An 18,694-nucleotide genomic window follows, 5' to 3' on the forward strand; every position below is an offset into this window, starting at 1 on the left:
TTAATAGAATGACTTCCTAAAATACCAATATTTTTTTAACTTTTGTATATTTAGATAAAAAAAGGATAAAATATCTTTGTGTTTATTCGCTTCATCCAATTAATGGGTGATATTCCATTCATTTTTTTTATCCGTTCATGTGATAAAGAAAATAGATGTGTTAACTTATCCAATCAAAAGCGATTAAGTTAATAAAAATAATTTTAATTAGGATAGGAAGGTCATATCTATGAAAAAAAGTTTAACGGCTCTTGCCATCATCACAGTAATTACTCTTATAAGTGCATGTAGCCACACTAAACAAGGCGAAACACCATATCAAACTTCAACGGTAGAAGACAAAAAGAATGACGATTCTAAAAATAATACTGTTGATACAATTACCAATCCTTCGCTCGTAACAGATGATAAATCATTAGAGGTTGCACGCGAAACAAGTTGGATTGTAATCCTTCAAAATGATGTAACAGCTGATCACGATTTAGTTTTCCAAGGTGGTCTTAAAAAAGGTGACGTTGTTACTCCTCGCTTAATCACATTATATAATCAAGATGAAAACAAGGTTAAAACCGCTTCTTATACATTAACAGCTCCCCGTGCTACCTTTAAAGAAGATGGATCAGCAATTAAAGGTGGAACATTTAAAGGTGACGTCTATGTTGAATGTAATAACTTTAAACTAATTGATGCAACTATCGATGGAAATGTATACTTTAAAGATAAAGCGGCACAAGATAGTTTCCAATTAGATGACTCGTCAAAAGTAACAGGTAAAATGGAAATTCAATAACCGTTCTTTAAGAAATGAAGTCAAAACAGTAGTTTTTTCTACTCCTATATTGTTTTAAATCAAAAAAACTACCCATTATTGGGTAGTTTTTTTATTGGTTTAAATATTGCTCTAATATCCAATTATTTTCATAAATTTCCGTTGCTGCTTCAGTTCCTACATAACGTAAATGCCAGGGTTCATACTGATATCCTGTTTCAGATTCGCGCCCTTCTAAATAACGGATAATGAATCCAAAGCGATGGGCATTCTCTTTCAACCATATTCCTTCGTTCGTTTCACCAAATAAGATTGATAAGTCACCATCCACACTATCAGACGTCACATCAATAGCTAACCCCGTCTGATGTTCACTATGTCCAGCCCTTGCGCTAAATTTATCAGCTGCCTCTTGGCCACTCTCTGAAACATAACGTTGATAAAGTGCAACCTGAGTATCATATGATCGATAACCGCTACGTGCTAAGAGAATTAAACCAGCCTCTTCACGAGCAGTCGTAAATAATTGCTCAAGGTAAAAAGCTGCCTCTTCACGCAAATAGATTGATTGATTACGGTTTCCCCCAACCGTTAATACATTAGGTAATACGAGGTCATATGGCTCATAATTAGAATCCAACGCATAATTTTTATTCACTAAAACAAGTGTTGCATCCCCTTCAGCAACCGTAACAATGTTTTCATAAAATCCAGGTTTATCTTGCGTTTCTTCTTCAAGAGATTGATTTTCTCCATCCTTTGCCTGATCTTCCCGTACCTGCGATACCTTTGAAGAGTCTTCTAATAACTTCGCATCACTTTCACCAGAAATGGTTAAATAATTACTTACACTCAAAACGCTGACCATCAATACTAATCCTAAAATAAATTTTAATTCAATTCTTTTACGTACTAGCTCCATCCATTTCATCGTTTCTTACCTATCCCATCTATTTGTTTATCTTCTTTTAGTATATCACAAATTAATCTAATTAGTTTAAATTATCGAAAGAATTAGACAATTATTGTATTTTTTTTCGTCATTAAACTCATAAAAAAGACGAATTTTCTATTCTATTTTCAAGATTATTATTATCCTCCGTTAGAAACCTCTTCATTATTCACTTGATGATCATCATCGCTATTTACTGGATGAAAATTAGAAATCAATTGCACTAAGTTAACCCCAGTTAATGCCTCGACCACTTCAGGAACCTCTGTCATCATTTTCGTAATATTTTGGGTAACCTTTGCTGCACCACGTCCATCACCATTATCGATAATAACCATTTTTTCTGTTTTTGATAAAGGTTCAGCTATATTTTTTGCAATTTCCGGCAACTTATCGACAATCATTTGGACCATAGCCGCCTCTTTATATTGTTTATAGGCCTCCGCTTTCTCACGAAGTGCTTCTGCCTCTGCCTTCATAGCTAGTGCAGTTGCTTCTCCCTTCAATTTCGTTGCTTCCGCTTCCGCCTGACCTTTAATGCGAATTGATTCTGCCTCAGCTTCCGCACTTTTAATAATAGAATATCGTTTTGCATCGGCTTCCTGTTCTTCTTTATACTTTTGGGCTTCTGCAACCTTTCTAACTGTTGCCTCTAGTTCTTTCTCCTGTTTAATCGCCTGCTGAACAGCAATCTCTGTTTGGCGTTGCTCCTCAAATAATTGAGTATTTTTCAAAGCTTCAATCACGCTCTTTTTCACCACATTCTGCTCAACCTCGTACGCGTAATCCGCTTTTGCCTGCGCCTTCTGCTCCTCTTCCTTATAAGCCTGTATACGTAATTCTTTTTCTTTCTTAGCTAAAGCTATTTCCGTTTCTGCTTTTAACTGCGCTTCGGTTCCAAGGCGCTTTGCCTCTGAAGTTTTCTGCATTTTATCCCGTTCAGCCTCAGCCTCCGCAATTGCAGCATTCTTCTTAACTTCTGCAATTTGTTTAGCTCCTAGTGCTGTTAAATACCCCTTTGTATCATCAATATCACGAATCGTAAATGTTTTAATCTCAAGCCCCATCTTATCTAGATCCGCCTTTGCAACATTTTCCACCTCATTGGCGAACATCTCGCGGTCCTTATAAATTTCCTCAATTGTCATTTTAGAGACAATTTCCCGAAGCTTTCCTTCTAGTACATCTTGAACCGTTTCTTTAATAACATTAATCGTTTCCTTCTCACGTCCTGTATTAAACTGTTCAACTGCTAACAAAACACTTCGGGGATCCGAATTAACCTTAATAATAGCTACCCCATCCGTATCAAGTGGTACACCGTTACTATCAAGTGATTCATGTGTCTTTACTTCAACCTTAATATTTTCTAAAGAAATTCGCGACGTTTGTTCTAAAAAAGGAATCACGATTCCCCCGCTTCCGCTAATAACACGACGCTTTAACCCCGTCACCACAATCGCCTTATCCTGCGGTGCCTTTTTCCATACAATTAACAACAGAATACACACCCCAACAAAAATAATGATAGGTATCATCTTCACTCCTCCTCAATTCCAACCTTATCATAAATATATGACAATATTCCCCCAGATAGAACACTAAGGTTTACTTATTAACCCCCTCACTTATAAGATAAAATAGTTGAAGGCATCACCTATTTTAAAAATTAAAGAGTATGAAAATATCGGTTTTATAACAAAATAATATTTATTCTGTCCCTTTAGGACGATTTAACATCTTTCAACATTGTTAGTTGACAATGATACCTATTAGACATATAATTTTATTATCACGTTATCTAGTATTAAAAACTAGATTATATAGTTAGGAGGAACAAGAATGAGAAATTATATACGCGAACCCATTAATAGTTTAACTCACCTTATAGGAGCTATCCTATCTTTACTAGCACTAATCGCTATGATTACAAAGGTATGCGTTTCTGGTAAGACCTCGATTGAATTAACAGCAGTTATTATATTTGGAATAAGTATGATTTTACTGTATGCTACCTCTGCAACTTACCATATGGTAATTTCATCTGATCACGTTCTTAACTTTTTACAACGACTCGACCACAGTATGATCTTTATATTAATTGCAGGTTCCTATACTCCCTTTTGCCTAATTGCACTAGATAACAAATTAGGGTGGATCTTATTTAGTATCGTTGGCCTCTTCGCCGTACTCGGCGTCGTCTTTAAATTAGCCTGGTTTAAATGCCCTCGAGTTATCTCTACAACAATCTATATTGTGATGGGATGGTTAGCTATTTTTGTTTTTAAACCTTTATTATTATCTTTAGGTACAAATGGATTATTTCTTTTAATCTTTGGTGGGTTGCTTTATACTGTTGGGGGTGTGATTTACGCCCTAAAACCAAAATCTTTATCCTTTAAACACTGGGGATTTCATGAAATATTTCACCTCTTTATCATGATGGGAAGCCTTTATCACTTCCTTTGTATTTACTTATACGTTCTATAACCAGTATCTAAAAGACGCTTAAACAACGTTTACTTCCCACACGCCTTTTTAGATATAACAAAAAAGACTGAGTAATTGACTCAGTCTTTTTTTGCTAAGAGGTTCTTTTATATAATTAGCAGTCGAATTTATCGTTGCATCCTGCTTTTTTACACACGTCTTGAGGGCGACGTCCATGGTCACGACGATCATATTCTTTCACAACTTCTGTTTTAGTAATATAGTTATGATGATAATGATGATGTTCTACTTCTTTGCATACAACTGGAATAATATGTTTTACACAATGATGAACTTCTTTATCTGTTCTACAATATACGGTTGGTTCAACGATCACTTTACAACGACGTTCACGTCCGCATCCGCATCCCATTTGAGGTTTACGTTGTTGGCATCCGCATCCTCTCATAGGTTTTTCTGGTTTACGTTGTTGACAACCGCATCCTTTGAACTCTTCAAATTCACATTCTTCGGCTTCATATTCCTCTGCTTCATATTCTTGATTAAAGTCGAAGTAATTTTCTTCCATACCTTCAGTATACCATTCTGTTCCTTCTTGCATACGTGTATAATCGTTTCTTTTCATAGTTTCTTATCTCCTTTAATGTTAACTGTATTTTGTCGTTCATTACTACCTCCCACATCTGTTTAGTTACCGCATTGGAGTATTTATCTCATTTGAATAATACTCGATATTATTCTGCATAATGGGAACATACACATAGTGATGATGATAATAATGATTTCCGATTCTTGTTACAATGACTGGGGTGTCACCTCTTAAGTACCCAAAACTATCCATTGAATGAGTAGAATTGGGGTTTGGCTCAAATTGATGAGAAGATTTAAAGGTATTGGCTCCTTTTATTTCATTGGTTATAGCATAGGACTGCCATCCTTCCATGTTATCTCCTCCTTTCGGTTTCCCTTGAGCTTTACAATATACTATATTAAAAAGTCGAATTTTTGTTAGTATTTTATCCTAAAATTAGCGTATAAAATAAAAAAATCATCCAAAAATTTGGATGATTCTATTTGATCAATTAACGCCATTCATAATCACATATAAATGCTTATAGCCTAAAGAATTTAATTGTTGAGCTACATATTTGCTACGTGTTCCCTTTTGGCAATAAATAATAATGTTTTTCTCCTTATACGGCTCTAACTCATTCAAATGTTCATTTAATTCAGACATCGGAATATTAATTGCATGATCCAAATGGAACTGAAGATATTCCGCGTGATTTCGAACATCTACTAATAGATTGTTTCGTGTATCATTTGCCATTTTTTCAGCTTCCGCCTTAGATAAATAGAGAATGCCTTGATTCTGATGGGCATTTGCAGATATATCCCTGTATTCTACTGGCGTAAAAGAAAATAAAAAGAAAAAAAGTAAAAGAGTTAGTCTATTAATTTTGGAAAATGTCATTAATGTCACACCCATTTCTAATCATTACTATTAGTATGAAAAGGGAAGATAAAAATATTCTCTTGTGACTATGAAATTTCATATATTTATTGCCTTTAATATGATACTCCATCTCTCTTATGAGGCAAGAGACTATCTAATACAAATAAAAAGGGAATCTATTATTTTAAAATGAAATATTCCCCTTTATTGCTCCCTACGATTGACTTGAAAAGAGTAGTTATTAAAAACATATTTAAACTTAATTTAAATTGAACTTTTTAAATTCACCTAAAAAAGAAAAAGGCGAGAATTTCATTAATAAATGAATGCCTTTTCTTAAACAAATTGCCACTATTCCACTTTTTCTGCTTTATCATCCTTTTTCAAATGACATCATAATCTTATGCGTTTTTCTTTTTAAGGAAAATCCCCATAATTGCTCCAATGAAAATAAGTGGCGATAATCTAATAAATAACCATTCGAAGATATGGAAGAGGACACCGACCACGACCGTTTCTGGATGACTATAGTCCCAACCAAGGTAAGGACTCTTTAATAAGAATAGCACAATAAAAATAATCAAAATAATAATAACGAGGGAGATCAATAACCATCGAATTTTTTTTCTTCTTGAGACTTTAATTTGCACGAGTTGCAAATTTATATCCTCTAGTTTTTTTGAAATAGCTAGTAGGTCTTCATTCATTTCAATCTTGGATACCCTAACCGTTTCACCTAATAAAACACTTACGTTTGTTTCTAAAATTGCTGATATAGAAATCAACATTTCGGAATCAGGAACTGATAATCCCCGTTCCCATTTTGAAACTGTTTGACGTACTACTTTTAACTCACGAGCTAGTTTCTCTTGAGATAATCCCCTTGACTGTCTCATTAACTTAATATTTTCATTTAACATATTTGTTAACCTCCTTTTTACTCCATCACTAAACCCATTGTATAAGGAGATAGTCGTTGCCACAAGCAACCTAAATTAACATGATAAATCCCCCCGTCTCTAAACATCTGACACCCTATTATTTTTCTCACATGACCCTCATTATTTCCAATTTACGAGAAAATAATCGTTATTATTCCTTGACGTTAATCCCTTTTTTCTTCTAAAATCTCATATTTTCAACTAAATTTTTTTCTCATCCTATGGAAAGATGCAATAAAAGACATCATTCTTCAATAAAACCTCATTAATTTCCGTTTTTAGAGGAGTTATTAATGAGAAAACAAGGCAACTGGTATACATCATACTAATTTTTATTAGATAAAAAAGAGTTAAACCCATGCCTATAAAAAAATTCCTGGGAAATAATTTCTCAGGAATTGGATATTATGCGTATTAAAAAATATTTTTTAACTCATTGATTTGTTCATCATCGTCTAGTTTAAATTTAAGTGGAGAAATCGTTATGTATCCCTTCATAATAGACTTCACATCAGTCTCTTCTGACTGATCAATATCTAACAAAGGACCAGACAAACGATGTCCCTCCGAATCCTCGACATAAACCTCCTCATAACGACTTATCCCAACGGTTGTAATTTTAACTCCTTTAGGATGGGCCAACGAAGGAAAATTAATATTTATTGTAGTATCTGATCGTAACGGACGCTCCAGTAATTTATTTAAAATTTCAGGCAAATAGGTAACTACAACGTCAAAGTTAGAATCTGTTGTCGAAATAGCCATAGCTGGATACCCACAGAGATTGGCCTCAATTGCACCAGATACTGTACCCGAGTACAATACATCTGTCCCAACGTTCCTTTCATCATTTATCCCTGATAGGACTAAATCAGGAATTATTTTTAAATGTGCCGTTGCATATTTTACACAATCAGCTGGAGTCCCATCGATACTTACCGCTAACTGAGTGCCCTCCATCAAGGTTGAATAAGATTTTAAGGAACGCCTCATCGTAATTCCATGACCGACAGCACTGTTGTTATGATGGGGAGCAACAACATACACCTCACCATAATGGGAAGCTAACTTAGCAAGTTTGCCAATCCCAGGGGCAGAAATTCCGTCATCATTTGTAATTAAAATCTTCATCTTATCCTCTCCTAATTTTGCGCCGCCAGGGCATTTAAATCTTCAATAATTTCATTAACAGTCGCCCATGCTTCTACCCGAGCACCTGCCGCTTGAATATGGCCACCACCGCCATATTTTTTAGCAACCTCATTAACAGCAGCACCGCTTGATCGAAGGTTAACTCTAATAACTCCTGAGTCTTTATCCTCAACAAAAAAGGCCCATATTTTTATTCCTTCAATGTTCGCTAATGTGTTAACTTGAGATGAAGCCGAATTCTCTGAAACCTTTAACTGTTTTAATAATTGATCAGTTAACTTAACATAAGCAACTCCGTGTTCAGTCTCCTCAAAATTTAAAAGAGTATACCCTTTAAATCGTACCATTTCTTTAGACTGCGTATACATTTGGGCATACAGCTCTACCATATCAAAATTATACTTCAATAGCTCTGATGCATATTTTAATGTCTGAGGTGAAACCCCCCTGAATAAAAATCGTCCACTATCCGATACGATTCCATTGTATAAACAGCGGGCCCCATTCGCATTAATTTTCAAATGACATTTTATTAATAAATGTGTAATCATTTCACATGTTGAAGTATAAGAAGTATCAATCCATTCAATATCCGCAAATTCATCTGTAAATGGATGATGATCAATTTTTATTTTATAAGCCCCTAATTTCCAACGTTCATCAGAGATTCGTGCCGCATTCGGTGTATCTGTAACAATAACTAGAGCCCCCTGATAAGTTTCATCCTCAATCTTATCAGTAACCCCAATGTAGCGTAAGTAGTCAAGTTCTTCCCCTACAATGTATACTTTTTTATTTGGAAAAGTTGTTTTAATAATTTCGTATAGTCCAAACGATGAACCATATGCATCTCCATCCGGAATCACATGTCGGTGAATAATAATGGTTTCAAACTCTTCTATCTTATTAACAATTTGCTGGGTAATATCCATAATAATCATCTCCTACGATATAAAAAATAGGGATAGTTGCCTACCCCTATTCTAAACTACTATTATTTTAAAGAATTAACCGCTTCTTCAATTGCCTGTTCTGGAGAAACTCCATTTAACACAACTGATTCTACTGCTTTTTCAACTGCCATACGTACGTTGTATGAAGAGTATGCATCTTTATAGAATGATGGGTCATAGAAGAAATATTTTGCTTGTTCAGGCCCTACAATTTTTGTTTGATCATTTGATTCTACAACATAATTTTGGTAAGCATCAGATGCAACAACTGACTCACGGATTGGAAGATATGATGTTTCAGTTGCAAATAATAAGTTTCCTTCATATGATGATAAATATTTAGCAAACTCATAAGCAGCATAAACTTCTTCTTTTGATTTGTTTTGATCAAATACAACAACGTTTGTTCCTTGTTGAATAACCGCTCCTGTTTCATCAGAAACTTGAGGCATTGGAGCAATTCCTACTTCAAAGTCAGCTGTTGCAATGTGAGAGTATCCAGCTGTTGAACCCGTATACATATAAAGTAATTCACTCATAAAAGGTCCTGATAAATATTTATCTTCCCCTGGTAAGCGCCAATATCCAGCGTCTGCATTACGTTTTAATAACTCTAATGCTTCTTTAGCTGCTTTTGCTCCATCTTCGGCGAATAAAATATCTCCTTTAGAATTTGTATATTTACCACCGTATTGTTGAACCATCGTGATGAAATAGTTTGCAGGTGCGTCAATACCAAATGCTGTTTTTCCCGTTAACTCATGAATTTTAGCAGAAACTTCTTCTACTTCATCCCAAGTTGTAGGAACTTTTAAACCATTTTCATCAAAGAATTTTTTATTGTAATATAAAACTTCTGTTGATTTATTAAATGGAAGTGAATAGAATTTTCCACCTTCATATTGGCTATTTTCTTCACGGTAAGATTTAATAATGTCATCGAAATCTTTGATTCCCACTTTTCCATCATTAATATACGGATCTAAATCCACAACAGAACCTGATTGTAAATATTCAGCTACCCAGTCTGGATAAGCTTGCGCGATAGCTGGAACCGATCCAGATTTTAAAGCAGCTGTTGTTTTTGTTTTTAAATCGGTATATTGACCTTGGTAAACAGGTTTAACTGTAATTTTCTTTTCTGCTCCAACGGTAGCATTAAAATCTGCAACTAATTTTTCTACAGCTTCCTGATTTGTTCCTGCCATAGCATGCCAAAATTCAATGGTTACAGGATTTTCAATAGTTGTAACAATTTCTGATTGTTCTTTTTCTGGTTGTTTGTTATCCTTTGAGGAACATGCGACAAGGGATGTTAAACCAGCAACAAGAGATAATGATAACATTAATTTCTTCACGGTTTAGACCTCCTATTCAATTTACATTGAATGATATATTTATATGTATAAAGGAATCTTCCTTTTATACTCACCATTGATGTTATTAGGGGAGACTACCCTTTTAATCCTCCACGAGTCACTCCGCTAATAATATATTTTTGTAAGAATAAGTAAATGATTGCAACTGGAATAATAATAATTGTTGCTGCTGCCATTTGCAAATGAACTTGTGAACCCGATTCATTTGTAAAATGTGTTAACCCAATCGTTAAAACACGCATTTTATCATTATTTGTAATTAATAATGGCCATAAGAAGGCATTCCAACTTGCAATGAAATTTAAGATAGCAATCGTTACGATCGCACTAATCGTATTAGGAATCATGATTTTCCATAAGTATTTCCAATCACTACATCCATCAATTTTTGCTGCCTTATATAATTGTTCCGGTATTTGCATGAAATATTGTCTTAATAAGAAAATATAAAAAACATTTGCAATATAAGGAATAATTAACCCTTGAAATGTATCAATCCAACCCAACGTTGAAACCGTTTGATAATTTTGAATAATTAACATTTCACCTGGAACCATCATCGTCGCTAATAAAAGCGTAAAAATAGTATTACTTCCGAAAAATTTATAGCGTGTAAATGAAAAAGCCGCGAAAATCGTTACAAATAACGTTAAAATAGTATTTCCAACTGAAGAAATTAACGTATTTTTAAAATAAATATCGAAAGGAGCCATTTCCATTGCCGTTTTATAATTTTCGAATTGTGCCACCGCTGGAAAAATTTTAGGTGGCACAGAGATTGACTCACCATATGTTTTTAATGATGTTAAAAGCATGAAAATAAATGGGAAAAGCATCACCAATGCCCCTAAAATGAGCGCTGCATAAATGAGTACTTTGGCCCAAACTGACGTAATTTTTTTTGTATTACTTTCCACTCTGTACACTCCCTATTTTTATTTATAGTGAACTAATTTTTTACTTAACAACATTTGAATACCTGTAATAATCAAGATAATTACAAATAAGATAATTGATGCCGCTGCTGCTTTATGTACTTGAGAAGATCCATAAAACATATCATAAATGTAATATACGACAGTCATACAGCTATTAGCTGGGCCAGGTTTACCACCAAATAAGGCGAATACCTCATTATAGACTTTAAAACTTCCGATAACAGACGTAATTGTTAAGAAAAACACAGTCGGTGATAAAAGTGGCAACGTAATACGTGTGAAAACCTTCCATTTAGGTGTTCCATCTATCTGCGCCGCTTTATAATATTGGGGATCGATATTTTGCAATCCTGATAAGAAGATAACAATTTTAAATGCTAATCCACTCCAAATATTAAAGATAATAAGGGCCCAAATGGCCATCTTCGGATCGTTTAACCATTGAATCGGCTGTACTCCGAATAACCCTAAAAATTGATTAATGTATCCAAAATCACTATGGAATAACCAACTCCAAACGATTCCGATTGCAATAACAGACGTTACATAAGGTAAGAAATAAATTGCTTGAAAAAACTTACTCGCCTTAATTCCTGAATTTAAAAGTAAAGCAATGGCCAACGCAATAATCATCGAAACAGGTACTGCGATAACAACAATTAAAAAAGTATTCATTAACGCTTTTTGAAAATTAGCGTCTGTTAAAACAAACTGAAATGTTGATAATCCAAATCCACTTCCTTCGTCAGTATAGTAATTATATCTTTCGTAAAATCCCATACGAAATGACATTACTAATGGATACACAACAAAGATCAGTGTGATGATGAGGGTTGGTAATAAATATAAATAACCTAAAAAGTTTTGTTTAATCGTAGTTTTAGTCGCATTTGAGAGATTGGTTTTATTTTTCATTTTATACACCTACCCTAAACGATGACCTGAAGTTTTATCAAATAAATGAATGGCTTGTGGTTTTACAGCCAGTTTAACTTTATCTGAAACTTTCACTTCATAATCTGAATCAATTAAGCAACGAATTTTTTGTCCTTCAACTTCAACTGTCATTAAAGTATCACGTCCAATAACCTCTACCATCGTTACCGTCGCATCCATTCCTTCATGCTCTGATAAACGCCATGATTCTGGGCGCACCCCAATGATTACTTCACCATCTGCAGCCTCCATTTCACTTAAAACAGATGAACCAATCATAATTTTATGATTTTCAACTTTACCTGTTAAAAATCCCATCGGTGGCGTTCCCATAAATGAAGCGACGAACTGATTAGCTGGTTTACGGTACATCTCTTGAGGCGCCTCTTTTTGTTGTAATACCCCGTCCTTCATTAAAACGATTGTATCCGTAATACTCATAGCTTCTTCTTGATCATGAGTTACGAAAATAGTAGTAATACCCGTTTCTTGTTGGATACGGCGAATTTCTTCTCGCGTCTCTAAACGTAAGCGAGCATCAAGATTTGATAATGGTTCGTCTAATAACAATACGCGTGGTTTTTTAGCAATAGCACGAGCAATTGCCACACGTTGTTGCTGTCCTCCTGATAATTCTCCCGGCTTTCTATCCATAAGGTGACCAATTTGAACTAAATCAGCCATTTCTTGGGCAGTCTTTAATGCTTCCGCTTTAGGAACTTTAGCATTTTCTAAAGGAAACATAATGTTTTGACGGACTGTCATATGTGGATATAATGCGTAGTTTTGGAATACCAGTCCAATTCCACGTTTTTCTGGTGGTAAATCCGTTACATCTTCATCACCAAAATAAATACGTCCACTTGTTGGTTTTTCTAATCCTGCAATCATGTACAGTGTTGTCGATTTCCCACAACCCGATGGGCCTAAAAGTCCTGCTAATGTTCCATCGTCAATTGTGACATTCAAGTTGTTAACTGCGGTAAAATCGCCAAAGCTCTTTGTAATGCCCTCTAATCTTACTTCCATTGAACTAACCTCCAAAAATATGCATCCGTTTACGACTCAACTTATAGGGATACTTTTATAATTTTTTTGCATTCATTTAGTATTCTAAAGAATAATGGTAGTTTAAGTCAACAAAATTCCCTAAAAAAATAGAGATATCCTTCAATAACTGTCGAACTATGCAGATTGTTTTTTCACTCTCTTACAATTATGCCCAATAATAAAATTATTATAATAAACAAATATTTTTTTATTAATTCTTTACGATTAATCACACTTTCGCCCACTCCTTAATAAACTATCTTAGACCGAGAAATAATGTGTCGGTAATAAGGAGGATATTATGAAAAATTTCAAATGTTTTCTATCGTTCTTTATATTATTATTTGTATTTACAGGTCTCTTAGCCGGTTGTCAAAAGGATACAAGTTCATTAACAAAAATTAAGGTAGCAGAAGTAACTCACTCTGTCTTTTATGCCCCTAGTTATGTAGCCATGAGCGAAGGATTTTTCGAGGAAGAAGGCTTAGAGGTAGAATTAACAAATGCTGGTGGAGCTGACAAAGCAATGGCAGCCCTCATTTCTGGTGAAGTTCAGGTTGGGTTTATGGGACCTGAAGCAACCATCTATGTTTATAACGAAGGTGGAAAGGATATTCCAATCAACTTTGCTCAATTAACACAACGCGATGGAAGTTTCTTAGTATCTAAAAATCCTAATCCTAATTTTACATTCGATAGTCTAAAAGGATCTGAAATCATTGGTGGACGTAAAGGTGGCGTTCCTGAAATGACGCTTGAATATGTCCTTAAATCAAAAGGTTTAGATGCACGCCCTGATGATAAAAATGCAGAAGTCAATGTCCGAACAGATATTGCCTTTGATGCAATGGCAGGCGCATTTACTGGACTAGATGCGGATTATGTAACCTTATTTGAACCTTTAGCAACTTCTATGGAAAATGAAGGGAAAGGTTATATTGTAGCTTCTATTGGGGAACAAGTGGATAACATCCCTTACACTTGCTACAGTACGACAGCTTCTTATATGAACGAAAATGGTGATCAAATCCAGGCCTTTACAAATGCCATCTACAAAGCGCAACAATGGGTCGCTTCACACAGTAGTGAAGAAATCGCAACCTCAATCCATGGATTCTTTAGCGAAATGGAGTATGACGATTTAGTCACTGTTGTTAATCGATATAAATCAATTGATGCATGGGCAGAAACCCCTATTTTAAAAGAGGAAAGTCTAAATAACCTCATGACAGTCATGGAGGAAGCTGGACAACTTGATCAACGTGCACCTTACGATGTTATCGTGGATACAAGTTATGCTGAACATGCAGTTGAATCTATAAAATAACGTCATAAAAAAGGATTTAACCTCGATGATTCGGAGTTAAATCCTTTTTTAGGTACAAACCGCTTTATTTTTAATATGATATAGTATGACATATGCGCAAAATGGAGGTGTCATTATATGTCAAACATACTCGATGTGAATCATATCTACAAAGATTTCTACTCCTTAGATGAAGAACGTCAAATTCTCAAAGATATCAACTTTTCTGTAAAGGAAGGCGAAATTTTAGTGTTACTCGGGCCTTCAGGATGCGGAAAATCAACTATCTTAAATATAATTGCCGGACTTTTAGAACCTACTGCAGGATCTATCGATACCCACGGAAAAAAAATTGGCTATATGTTTCAAAAAGATCAACTTTTTGAGTGGCGAACCATTATGAAAAATATTACACTTGGTCTGGAAATTCAACATAAGCTAGATGATAAAACGAAAGTAGAAATACAAAGGCTATTACAAATTTATGATTTATGGGAATTCAGAAATAATTTTCCACGGGAACTTTCAGGGGGAATGAAACAACGTGCCGCTCTAATTCGAACGCTTGCCCTCAATCCTGATATCCTATTGTTAGATGAATCTTTCTCAGGGCTTGATTTTCAAACGAGACTAACCGTTACAGACGATATCTATAAAATCATTAAGAAAGAAAATAAAACTGCTATTCTTGTTACCCACGACATTTCAGAAGCTATTTCACTCGCTGATACTGTTGCTGTTTTGAGTCACCGTCCAACAACTATTCAGAGTGTTCACCAAATTCACTTAACATTAGATGGTGAAAAAACGCCATTCAATGCACGAACGGCTCCCGAATTCCAACATTACTTCGATTTATTCTGGAAGGAGTTGCAAAATGATGAAAAAAGACAGTAAAGGCTCAGCTGGTTACCTTAGCTATTTAAAAAATATCAAAAAAGAGGCCCGGCATATTTTATGGATTCAACTTTTATCGTGTCTCATTTTCTTAATTCTTTGGGAAGTTGCAGCCACGATTGGATGGATTGATGACTTCTTTGTGAGTAAACCTTCTGCCATTTGGTTCTTATTAATTAAATATATTGAAACGGGAGAAATATTTAGACATATTGGAATTTCCCTCTTTGAAACCTTAATTGGTTTAGTCATCGGAACAATTGGGGGGTTATTTATTGCGATTTGTTTATGGTGGTCAGATAAACTCGCTAAAATCTTTGACCCTTTCCTCGTTGTCCTAAATGCGCTTCCTAAAACAGCACTTGCCCCTATTTTAATTGTTTGGGTCGGCGCTAGCATGAAAGGAATTATTGTCATTGCTGTGATTACCTCAATTACCGTCACGATTATGTCTGCTTATAATTATTTCGTAACGGTGGATCCCGATAAAATCAAGCTCATGCAAAGTTTCGGGGCAAATAAATGGCAAATTCTCACCAAACTCATTTTACCCGCTAACGGAATTAATATGATTAATCTTTTAAAAATTAATATCGGTATGACCTGGGTCGGTGTCATCGTCGGAGAATTCATCGCCTCTAAAGCGGGAATTGGATATCTTATCGTTTACGGGGGACAAGTTTTCAAATTAAATGTTGTCATGATGGGCGTCTTCGTTCTATCCATCCTTACCCTTATTATGTATCAAGGGGTCAACCTTCTTGAAACCTATTTAAGAAAAAAACAAAGTACAAAAAAATAAGTGCCCGTTGACGACTACCCTCTCATGAACCTCTCCTCGTTTATAGTCATGAAGGAAAGAAAACGAGTCTTAATCTTACTCAATAGATTTTTCTATATCCGAATTTATTTGATAAAAGGAAGGAGGAACACAAATTGTTCCTTCTTCCTTTTTTAATGATAGGCCTTTAACTTTTTAATCGTAGAATCTGTTCCAAAGCTCGATAAATTATATAAAAATAATGCCTGAGTAAATTCATGTTCTCTTATATAATCATACGGATTTAAATTAAAATAGCGTAAATCGATTAAATGTATTTCCTCAAAATGCATGGCGAGAAATGGGACAAAATTATGGGCATAAGAGTCCTTAAACATCACTAATTTTTGACCATTTTCAACATTACTCTTAATCACCGTCAAAGCTTGATTCCCGTTGATAAACAGAGAATATTTGTCTCGCTGATCTAAATAATCATAATTATATAATCCATCTAATGACTCCCCTGTTCCCGGAAAAGTTAGTGAAAAGTCAACGGGGTGATTCGGATAGTACACATGAATCTCATCCGGTTTTAAGCGATGATCATTTGCTTTAAAATAGTGCGTCCCATAAAAATTGTGCGTAACAGTCTCTACATGATAATCCAAATAAGGATTAATTCCCCATTCTTTCAACAATTGTTGATACGCATAAAAGGCACCTAGCGTGGTCCAATGATGATCCGTCCTATAATAAATAGCTTCTTCTTTATGCTCCATTAAAATAGGCATGACATCGACCAGGTGAACCTTCAATTCATCCTGCGCCTGGGACAACATTTTTTCCTGATCATATGTTGGGGCAAAAAGAGGGAGTTTATCCTCATAAATCTTAACTGCTGTTGGAACAAGCATCACCGTTGTATTTAGTTGCTCCATTTTGTTGTGAAAAGAATTAATGGCCTGTAAATTAATATCAAAATACTCTCCTTTATCAGAAAACTTTTCTAATAAATAACCATCCTTTCCAAAGTACACACCATTATTCTCACTTTTGTGGACGAATTGTTCAAAATCCGATTTTAAACCAACCCAGTGGTCTTTTAAAACAAATTGATCCGTCATGTATTTATCAAAATCCCTTGTATAATCCCCTGACAATAGACGATCTAAAGAAAAGTGCGGAAATTGCTGAAGCAATCGATTCTCTGATTCTGACTTTTCGCGATCTGGCGTCAATAAATTAAGGAGGGAAAATCCAAAAATAAAGATTAAAAAAGTAAAACTGATTAATCGGTTCGTTAATTTGTTCATATAGCTATCCTTCCTTAAAACCTAAAATATAAAAATGGATTATAAGATGAGTCGACTAAATAGGCCGTTGAGGCAATTAAAATCAATAAACAAATCATAGGAACGATGAATGCTTTAATTACTGAACCATATGGGCTATTAAATAGTTTTTGCCCAATTAGACGAATCATAGGAGTAGAAGCGATCGTTAAGAGAACGAAAAGAATGATATTTTGGCTTAAATAATAGAGTGTTTCCTGGTTAACCCATGTCGCGTTCCTTAATCCAAAAAGCACCGTAAAATAATTGATTAATTGATGAAAGTCCTCAAACGCAAAAAGTCCCCATCCAATCAGTAATAAAATAATTGTATAGACATGCCGCATCCAGCGAGGAGCACGTGATAACCAAAAGAGCAAAAAGGCCTTTTCTATGATGATTAAGATTCCAAAGTATAAGCCCCATAACACAAAATTCCAACTTGCCCCATGCCACAATCCCGTTAACATCCAAACAATAAACAAATTCAAATACATTCTTTTTTTACCCTTACGATTTCCGCCTAATGGAATATACACATAGTCTCTAAACCATGATCCTAACGAAATATGCCATCGTCGCCAAAACTCGGTAATACTTTGTGAGATGTAGGGATAATTAAAGTTTTCTAATAATTCGAATCCAAATAAGTAGCCAAGACCAATAGCCATATCAGAATATCCACTGAAATCAAAGTAAATTTGAAATCCAAAAGCCACTAATCCAAGCCATGCCATTACAATTGATAAATCACTCATCTCTGTTAATTGTATTTGATTCCATAGTAATCCTATATTATTAGCCAATAACACCTTTTTACCTAACCCAATGGTAAAACGCCAAATTCCTTTGGCAAAGAGATCTTCACTCTCTACTCGATGATCTAACTGATTTGCAATCGTTTGATATCGAACGATTGGTCCCGCGATAAGCTGTGGAAACATGGTGACATAGGCTCCTAAATCAATCATATTTTTCTTTGCCTTAGCTTCCTGTCTGAACACATCAATCGTATAGGACATCGTTTGAAAGGTATAAAAGGAAATTCCTATCGGTAAGGACATTTGGGGAATATAAAAATTTGTGTGAAATAATAAGTTAATATTAGTTAATAAGAACGTAGAATATTTAAAAAACACTAATAACCCTAAATTAATAGTAATCGAAGACAACACCACAAGCTTAGCTTTTTTAGGTTGATTCCTGTACCTCTCTACTAATAGGCCGTGTACAAAGTCTGTCACCGTAGAGAAAAGCATTAAAATAATATAAATTGGCTCTCCCCAGGCATAAAAAATAAGACTCACGATTAATAAAATAGTATTTCTTAACCTTCGAGGCACACTGAAGTAGAGAAGTAGCGTAAGGGGTAAAAAAACAAATAGAAAAACTAAACTACTAAAAACCATTCATTATCATC

Annotated in this window: 19 protein-coding genes; 5 read left to right on the forward strand and 14 right to left on the reverse strand. The window is 34.8% G+C overall.

The features are described 5' to 3' along the window. The first annotated feature begins 229 nt into the window (after positions 1-229). Positions 230-790, forward strand: coding sequence for a lipofamily protein (locus AC6I0I_RS09645; protein ID WP_262950276.1), 561 nt, complete (start codon positions 230-232; stop codon positions 788-790). A 91-nt stretch (positions 791-881) separates the two neighbouring features. On the opposite strand, the gene AC6I0I_RS09650 is transcribed toward AC6I0I_RS09645, so the two are convergent. Next, positions 882-1,691 (reverse strand): M15 family metallopeptidase, encoded by an 810-nt coding sequence (locus AC6I0I_RS09650; protein ID WP_262950277.1) that lies wholly within the window; start codon positions 1,689-1,691, stop codon positions 882-884. 170 nt (positions 1,692-1,861) lie between these two features. Further along, positions 1,862-3,259: a flotillin family protein gene (locus tag AC6I0I_RS09655; RefSeq protein ID WP_161831828.1), complete on the reverse strand. Its 1,398-nt coding sequence runs from the start codon at positions 3,257-3,259 to the stop codon at positions 1,862-1,864. Between the two features lie 304 nt (positions 3,260-3,563). On the opposite strand from AC6I0I_RS09655, the gene trhA reads away from it, so the two are divergent. Then, the gene (gene trhA / locus AC6I0I_RS09660) at positions 3,564-4,211 is read left to right on the forward strand and encodes a PAQR family membrane homeostasis protein TrhA (protein ID WP_161831827.1); all 648 of its coding nucleotides are present in this window, start codon (positions 3,564-3,566) and stop codon (positions 4,209-4,211) included. A gap of 115 nt (positions 4,212-4,326) precedes the next feature. Here trhA and AC6I0I_RS09665 read toward each other — a convergent pair whose 3' ends face one another. The 10 genes from AC6I0I_RS09665 to AC6I0I_RS09710 form a co-directional block, all read right to left on the reverse strand. Beyond that, positions 4,327-4,797, reverse strand: coding sequence for a hypothetical protein (locus tag AC6I0I_RS09665; protein ID WP_161831826.1), 471 nt, complete (start codon positions 4,795-4,797; stop codon positions 4,327-4,329). Between the two features lie 66 nt (positions 4,798-4,863). Next, positions 4,864-5,115: a hypothetical protein gene (locus AC6I0I_RS09670; RefSeq protein ID WP_161831825.1), complete on the reverse strand. Its 252-nt coding sequence runs from the start codon at positions 5,113-5,115 to the stop codon at positions 4,864-4,866. A 135-nt stretch (positions 5,116-5,250) separates the two neighbouring features. Then, positions 5,251-5,646: a rhodanese-like domain-containing protein gene (locus tag AC6I0I_RS09675; protein WP_161831824.1), complete on the reverse strand. Its 396-nt coding sequence runs from the start codon at positions 5,644-5,646 to the stop codon at positions 5,251-5,253. A 383-nt stretch (positions 5,647-6,029) separates the two neighbouring features. Continuing rightward, positions 6,030-6,548 (reverse strand): helix-turn-helix domain-containing protein, encoded by a 519-nt coding sequence (locus AC6I0I_RS09680; protein ID WP_161831823.1) that lies wholly within the window; start codon positions 6,546-6,548, stop codon positions 6,030-6,032. 435 nt (positions 6,549-6,983) lie between these two features. Next, the gene (gene surE, locus AC6I0I_RS09685) at positions 6,984-7,700 is read right to left on the reverse strand and encodes a 5'/3'-nucleotidase SurE (RefSeq protein WP_161831822.1); all 717 of its coding nucleotides are present in this window, start codon (positions 7,698-7,700) and stop codon (positions 6,984-6,986) included. An 11-nt stretch (positions 7,701-7,711) separates the two neighbouring features. Continuing rightward, a complete protein-coding gene (locus AC6I0I_RS09690; RefSeq protein ID WP_262950719.1) occupies positions 7,712-8,653 on the reverse strand; it encodes a DHH family phosphoesterase in 942 nt (313 codons plus the stop codon). Positions 8,654-8,715: 62 nt separating this feature from the next. Further along, the gene (locus tag AC6I0I_RS09695; protein ID WP_161831820.1) at positions 8,716-10,032 is read right to left on the reverse strand and encodes an ABC transporter substrate-binding protein; all 1,317 of its coding nucleotides are present in this window, start codon (positions 10,030-10,032) and stop codon (positions 8,716-8,718) included. 95 nt (positions 10,033-10,127) lie between these two features. Continuing rightward, entirely contained in the window at positions 10,128-10,970 is an 843-nt protein-coding gene (locus AC6I0I_RS09700) for a carbohydrate ABC transporter permease (RefSeq protein WP_262950718.1), read from the reverse strand. Positions 10,971-10,988: 18 nt separating this feature from the next. Next, the gene (locus AC6I0I_RS09705; RefSeq protein WP_161831818.1) at positions 10,989-11,906 is read right to left on the reverse strand and encodes a carbohydrate ABC transporter permease; all 918 of its coding nucleotides are present in this window, start codon (positions 11,904-11,906) and stop codon (positions 10,989-10,991) included. 9 nt (positions 11,907-11,915) lie between these two features. Beyond that, positions 11,916-12,956, reverse strand: coding sequence for an ABC transporter ATP-binding protein (locus AC6I0I_RS09710; RefSeq protein ID WP_161831817.1), 1,041 nt, complete (start codon positions 12,954-12,956; stop codon positions 11,916-11,918). Between the two features lie 322 nt (positions 12,957-13,278). Here AC6I0I_RS09710 and AC6I0I_RS09715 point away from each other — a divergent pair, with 322 nt between their 5' ends. The 3 genes from AC6I0I_RS09715 to AC6I0I_RS09725 all read left to right on the forward strand — a co-directional run bounded on the left by AC6I0I_RS09715 (position 13,279) and on the right by AC6I0I_RS09725 (position 15,982). Further along, the gene (locus AC6I0I_RS09715) at positions 13,279-14,304 is read left to right on the forward strand and encodes an ABC transporter substrate-binding protein (protein WP_161831816.1); all 1,026 of its coding nucleotides are present in this window, start codon (positions 13,279-13,281) and stop codon (positions 14,302-14,304) included. Positions 14,305-14,421: 117 nt separating this feature from the next. After that, positions 14,422-15,180 (forward strand): ABC transporter ATP-binding protein, encoded by a 759-nt coding sequence (locus AC6I0I_RS09720; protein WP_161831815.1) that lies wholly within the window; start codon positions 14,422-14,424, stop codon positions 15,178-15,180. Further along, entirely contained in the window at positions 15,161-15,982 is an 822-nt protein-coding gene (locus tag AC6I0I_RS09725; RefSeq protein WP_202618736.1) for an ABC transporter permease subunit, read from the forward strand. Before AC6I0I_RS09720 ends, AC6I0I_RS09725 begins: the two co-directional genes overlap by 20 nt. Before the next feature lie 152 nt (positions 15,983-16,134). Here AC6I0I_RS09725 and AC6I0I_RS09730 read toward each other — a convergent pair whose 3' ends face one another. Continuing rightward, positions 16,135-17,256, reverse strand: a complete 1,122-nt coding sequence (locus AC6I0I_RS09730) for a DHHW family protein (RefSeq protein ID WP_161831813.1) — start codon at positions 17,254-17,256, stop codon at positions 16,135-16,137. 14 nt (positions 17,257-17,270) lie between these two features. After that, positions 17,271-18,683 (reverse strand): MBOAT family O-acyltransferase, encoded by a 1,413-nt coding sequence (locus AC6I0I_RS09735; RefSeq protein ID WP_161831812.1) that lies wholly within the window; start codon positions 18,681-18,683, stop codon positions 17,271-17,273. Between the last annotated feature and the right edge of the window lie 11 nt (positions 18,684-18,694).

Source organism: Turicibacter sp. St.80E1 (genome assembly GCF_059728495.1).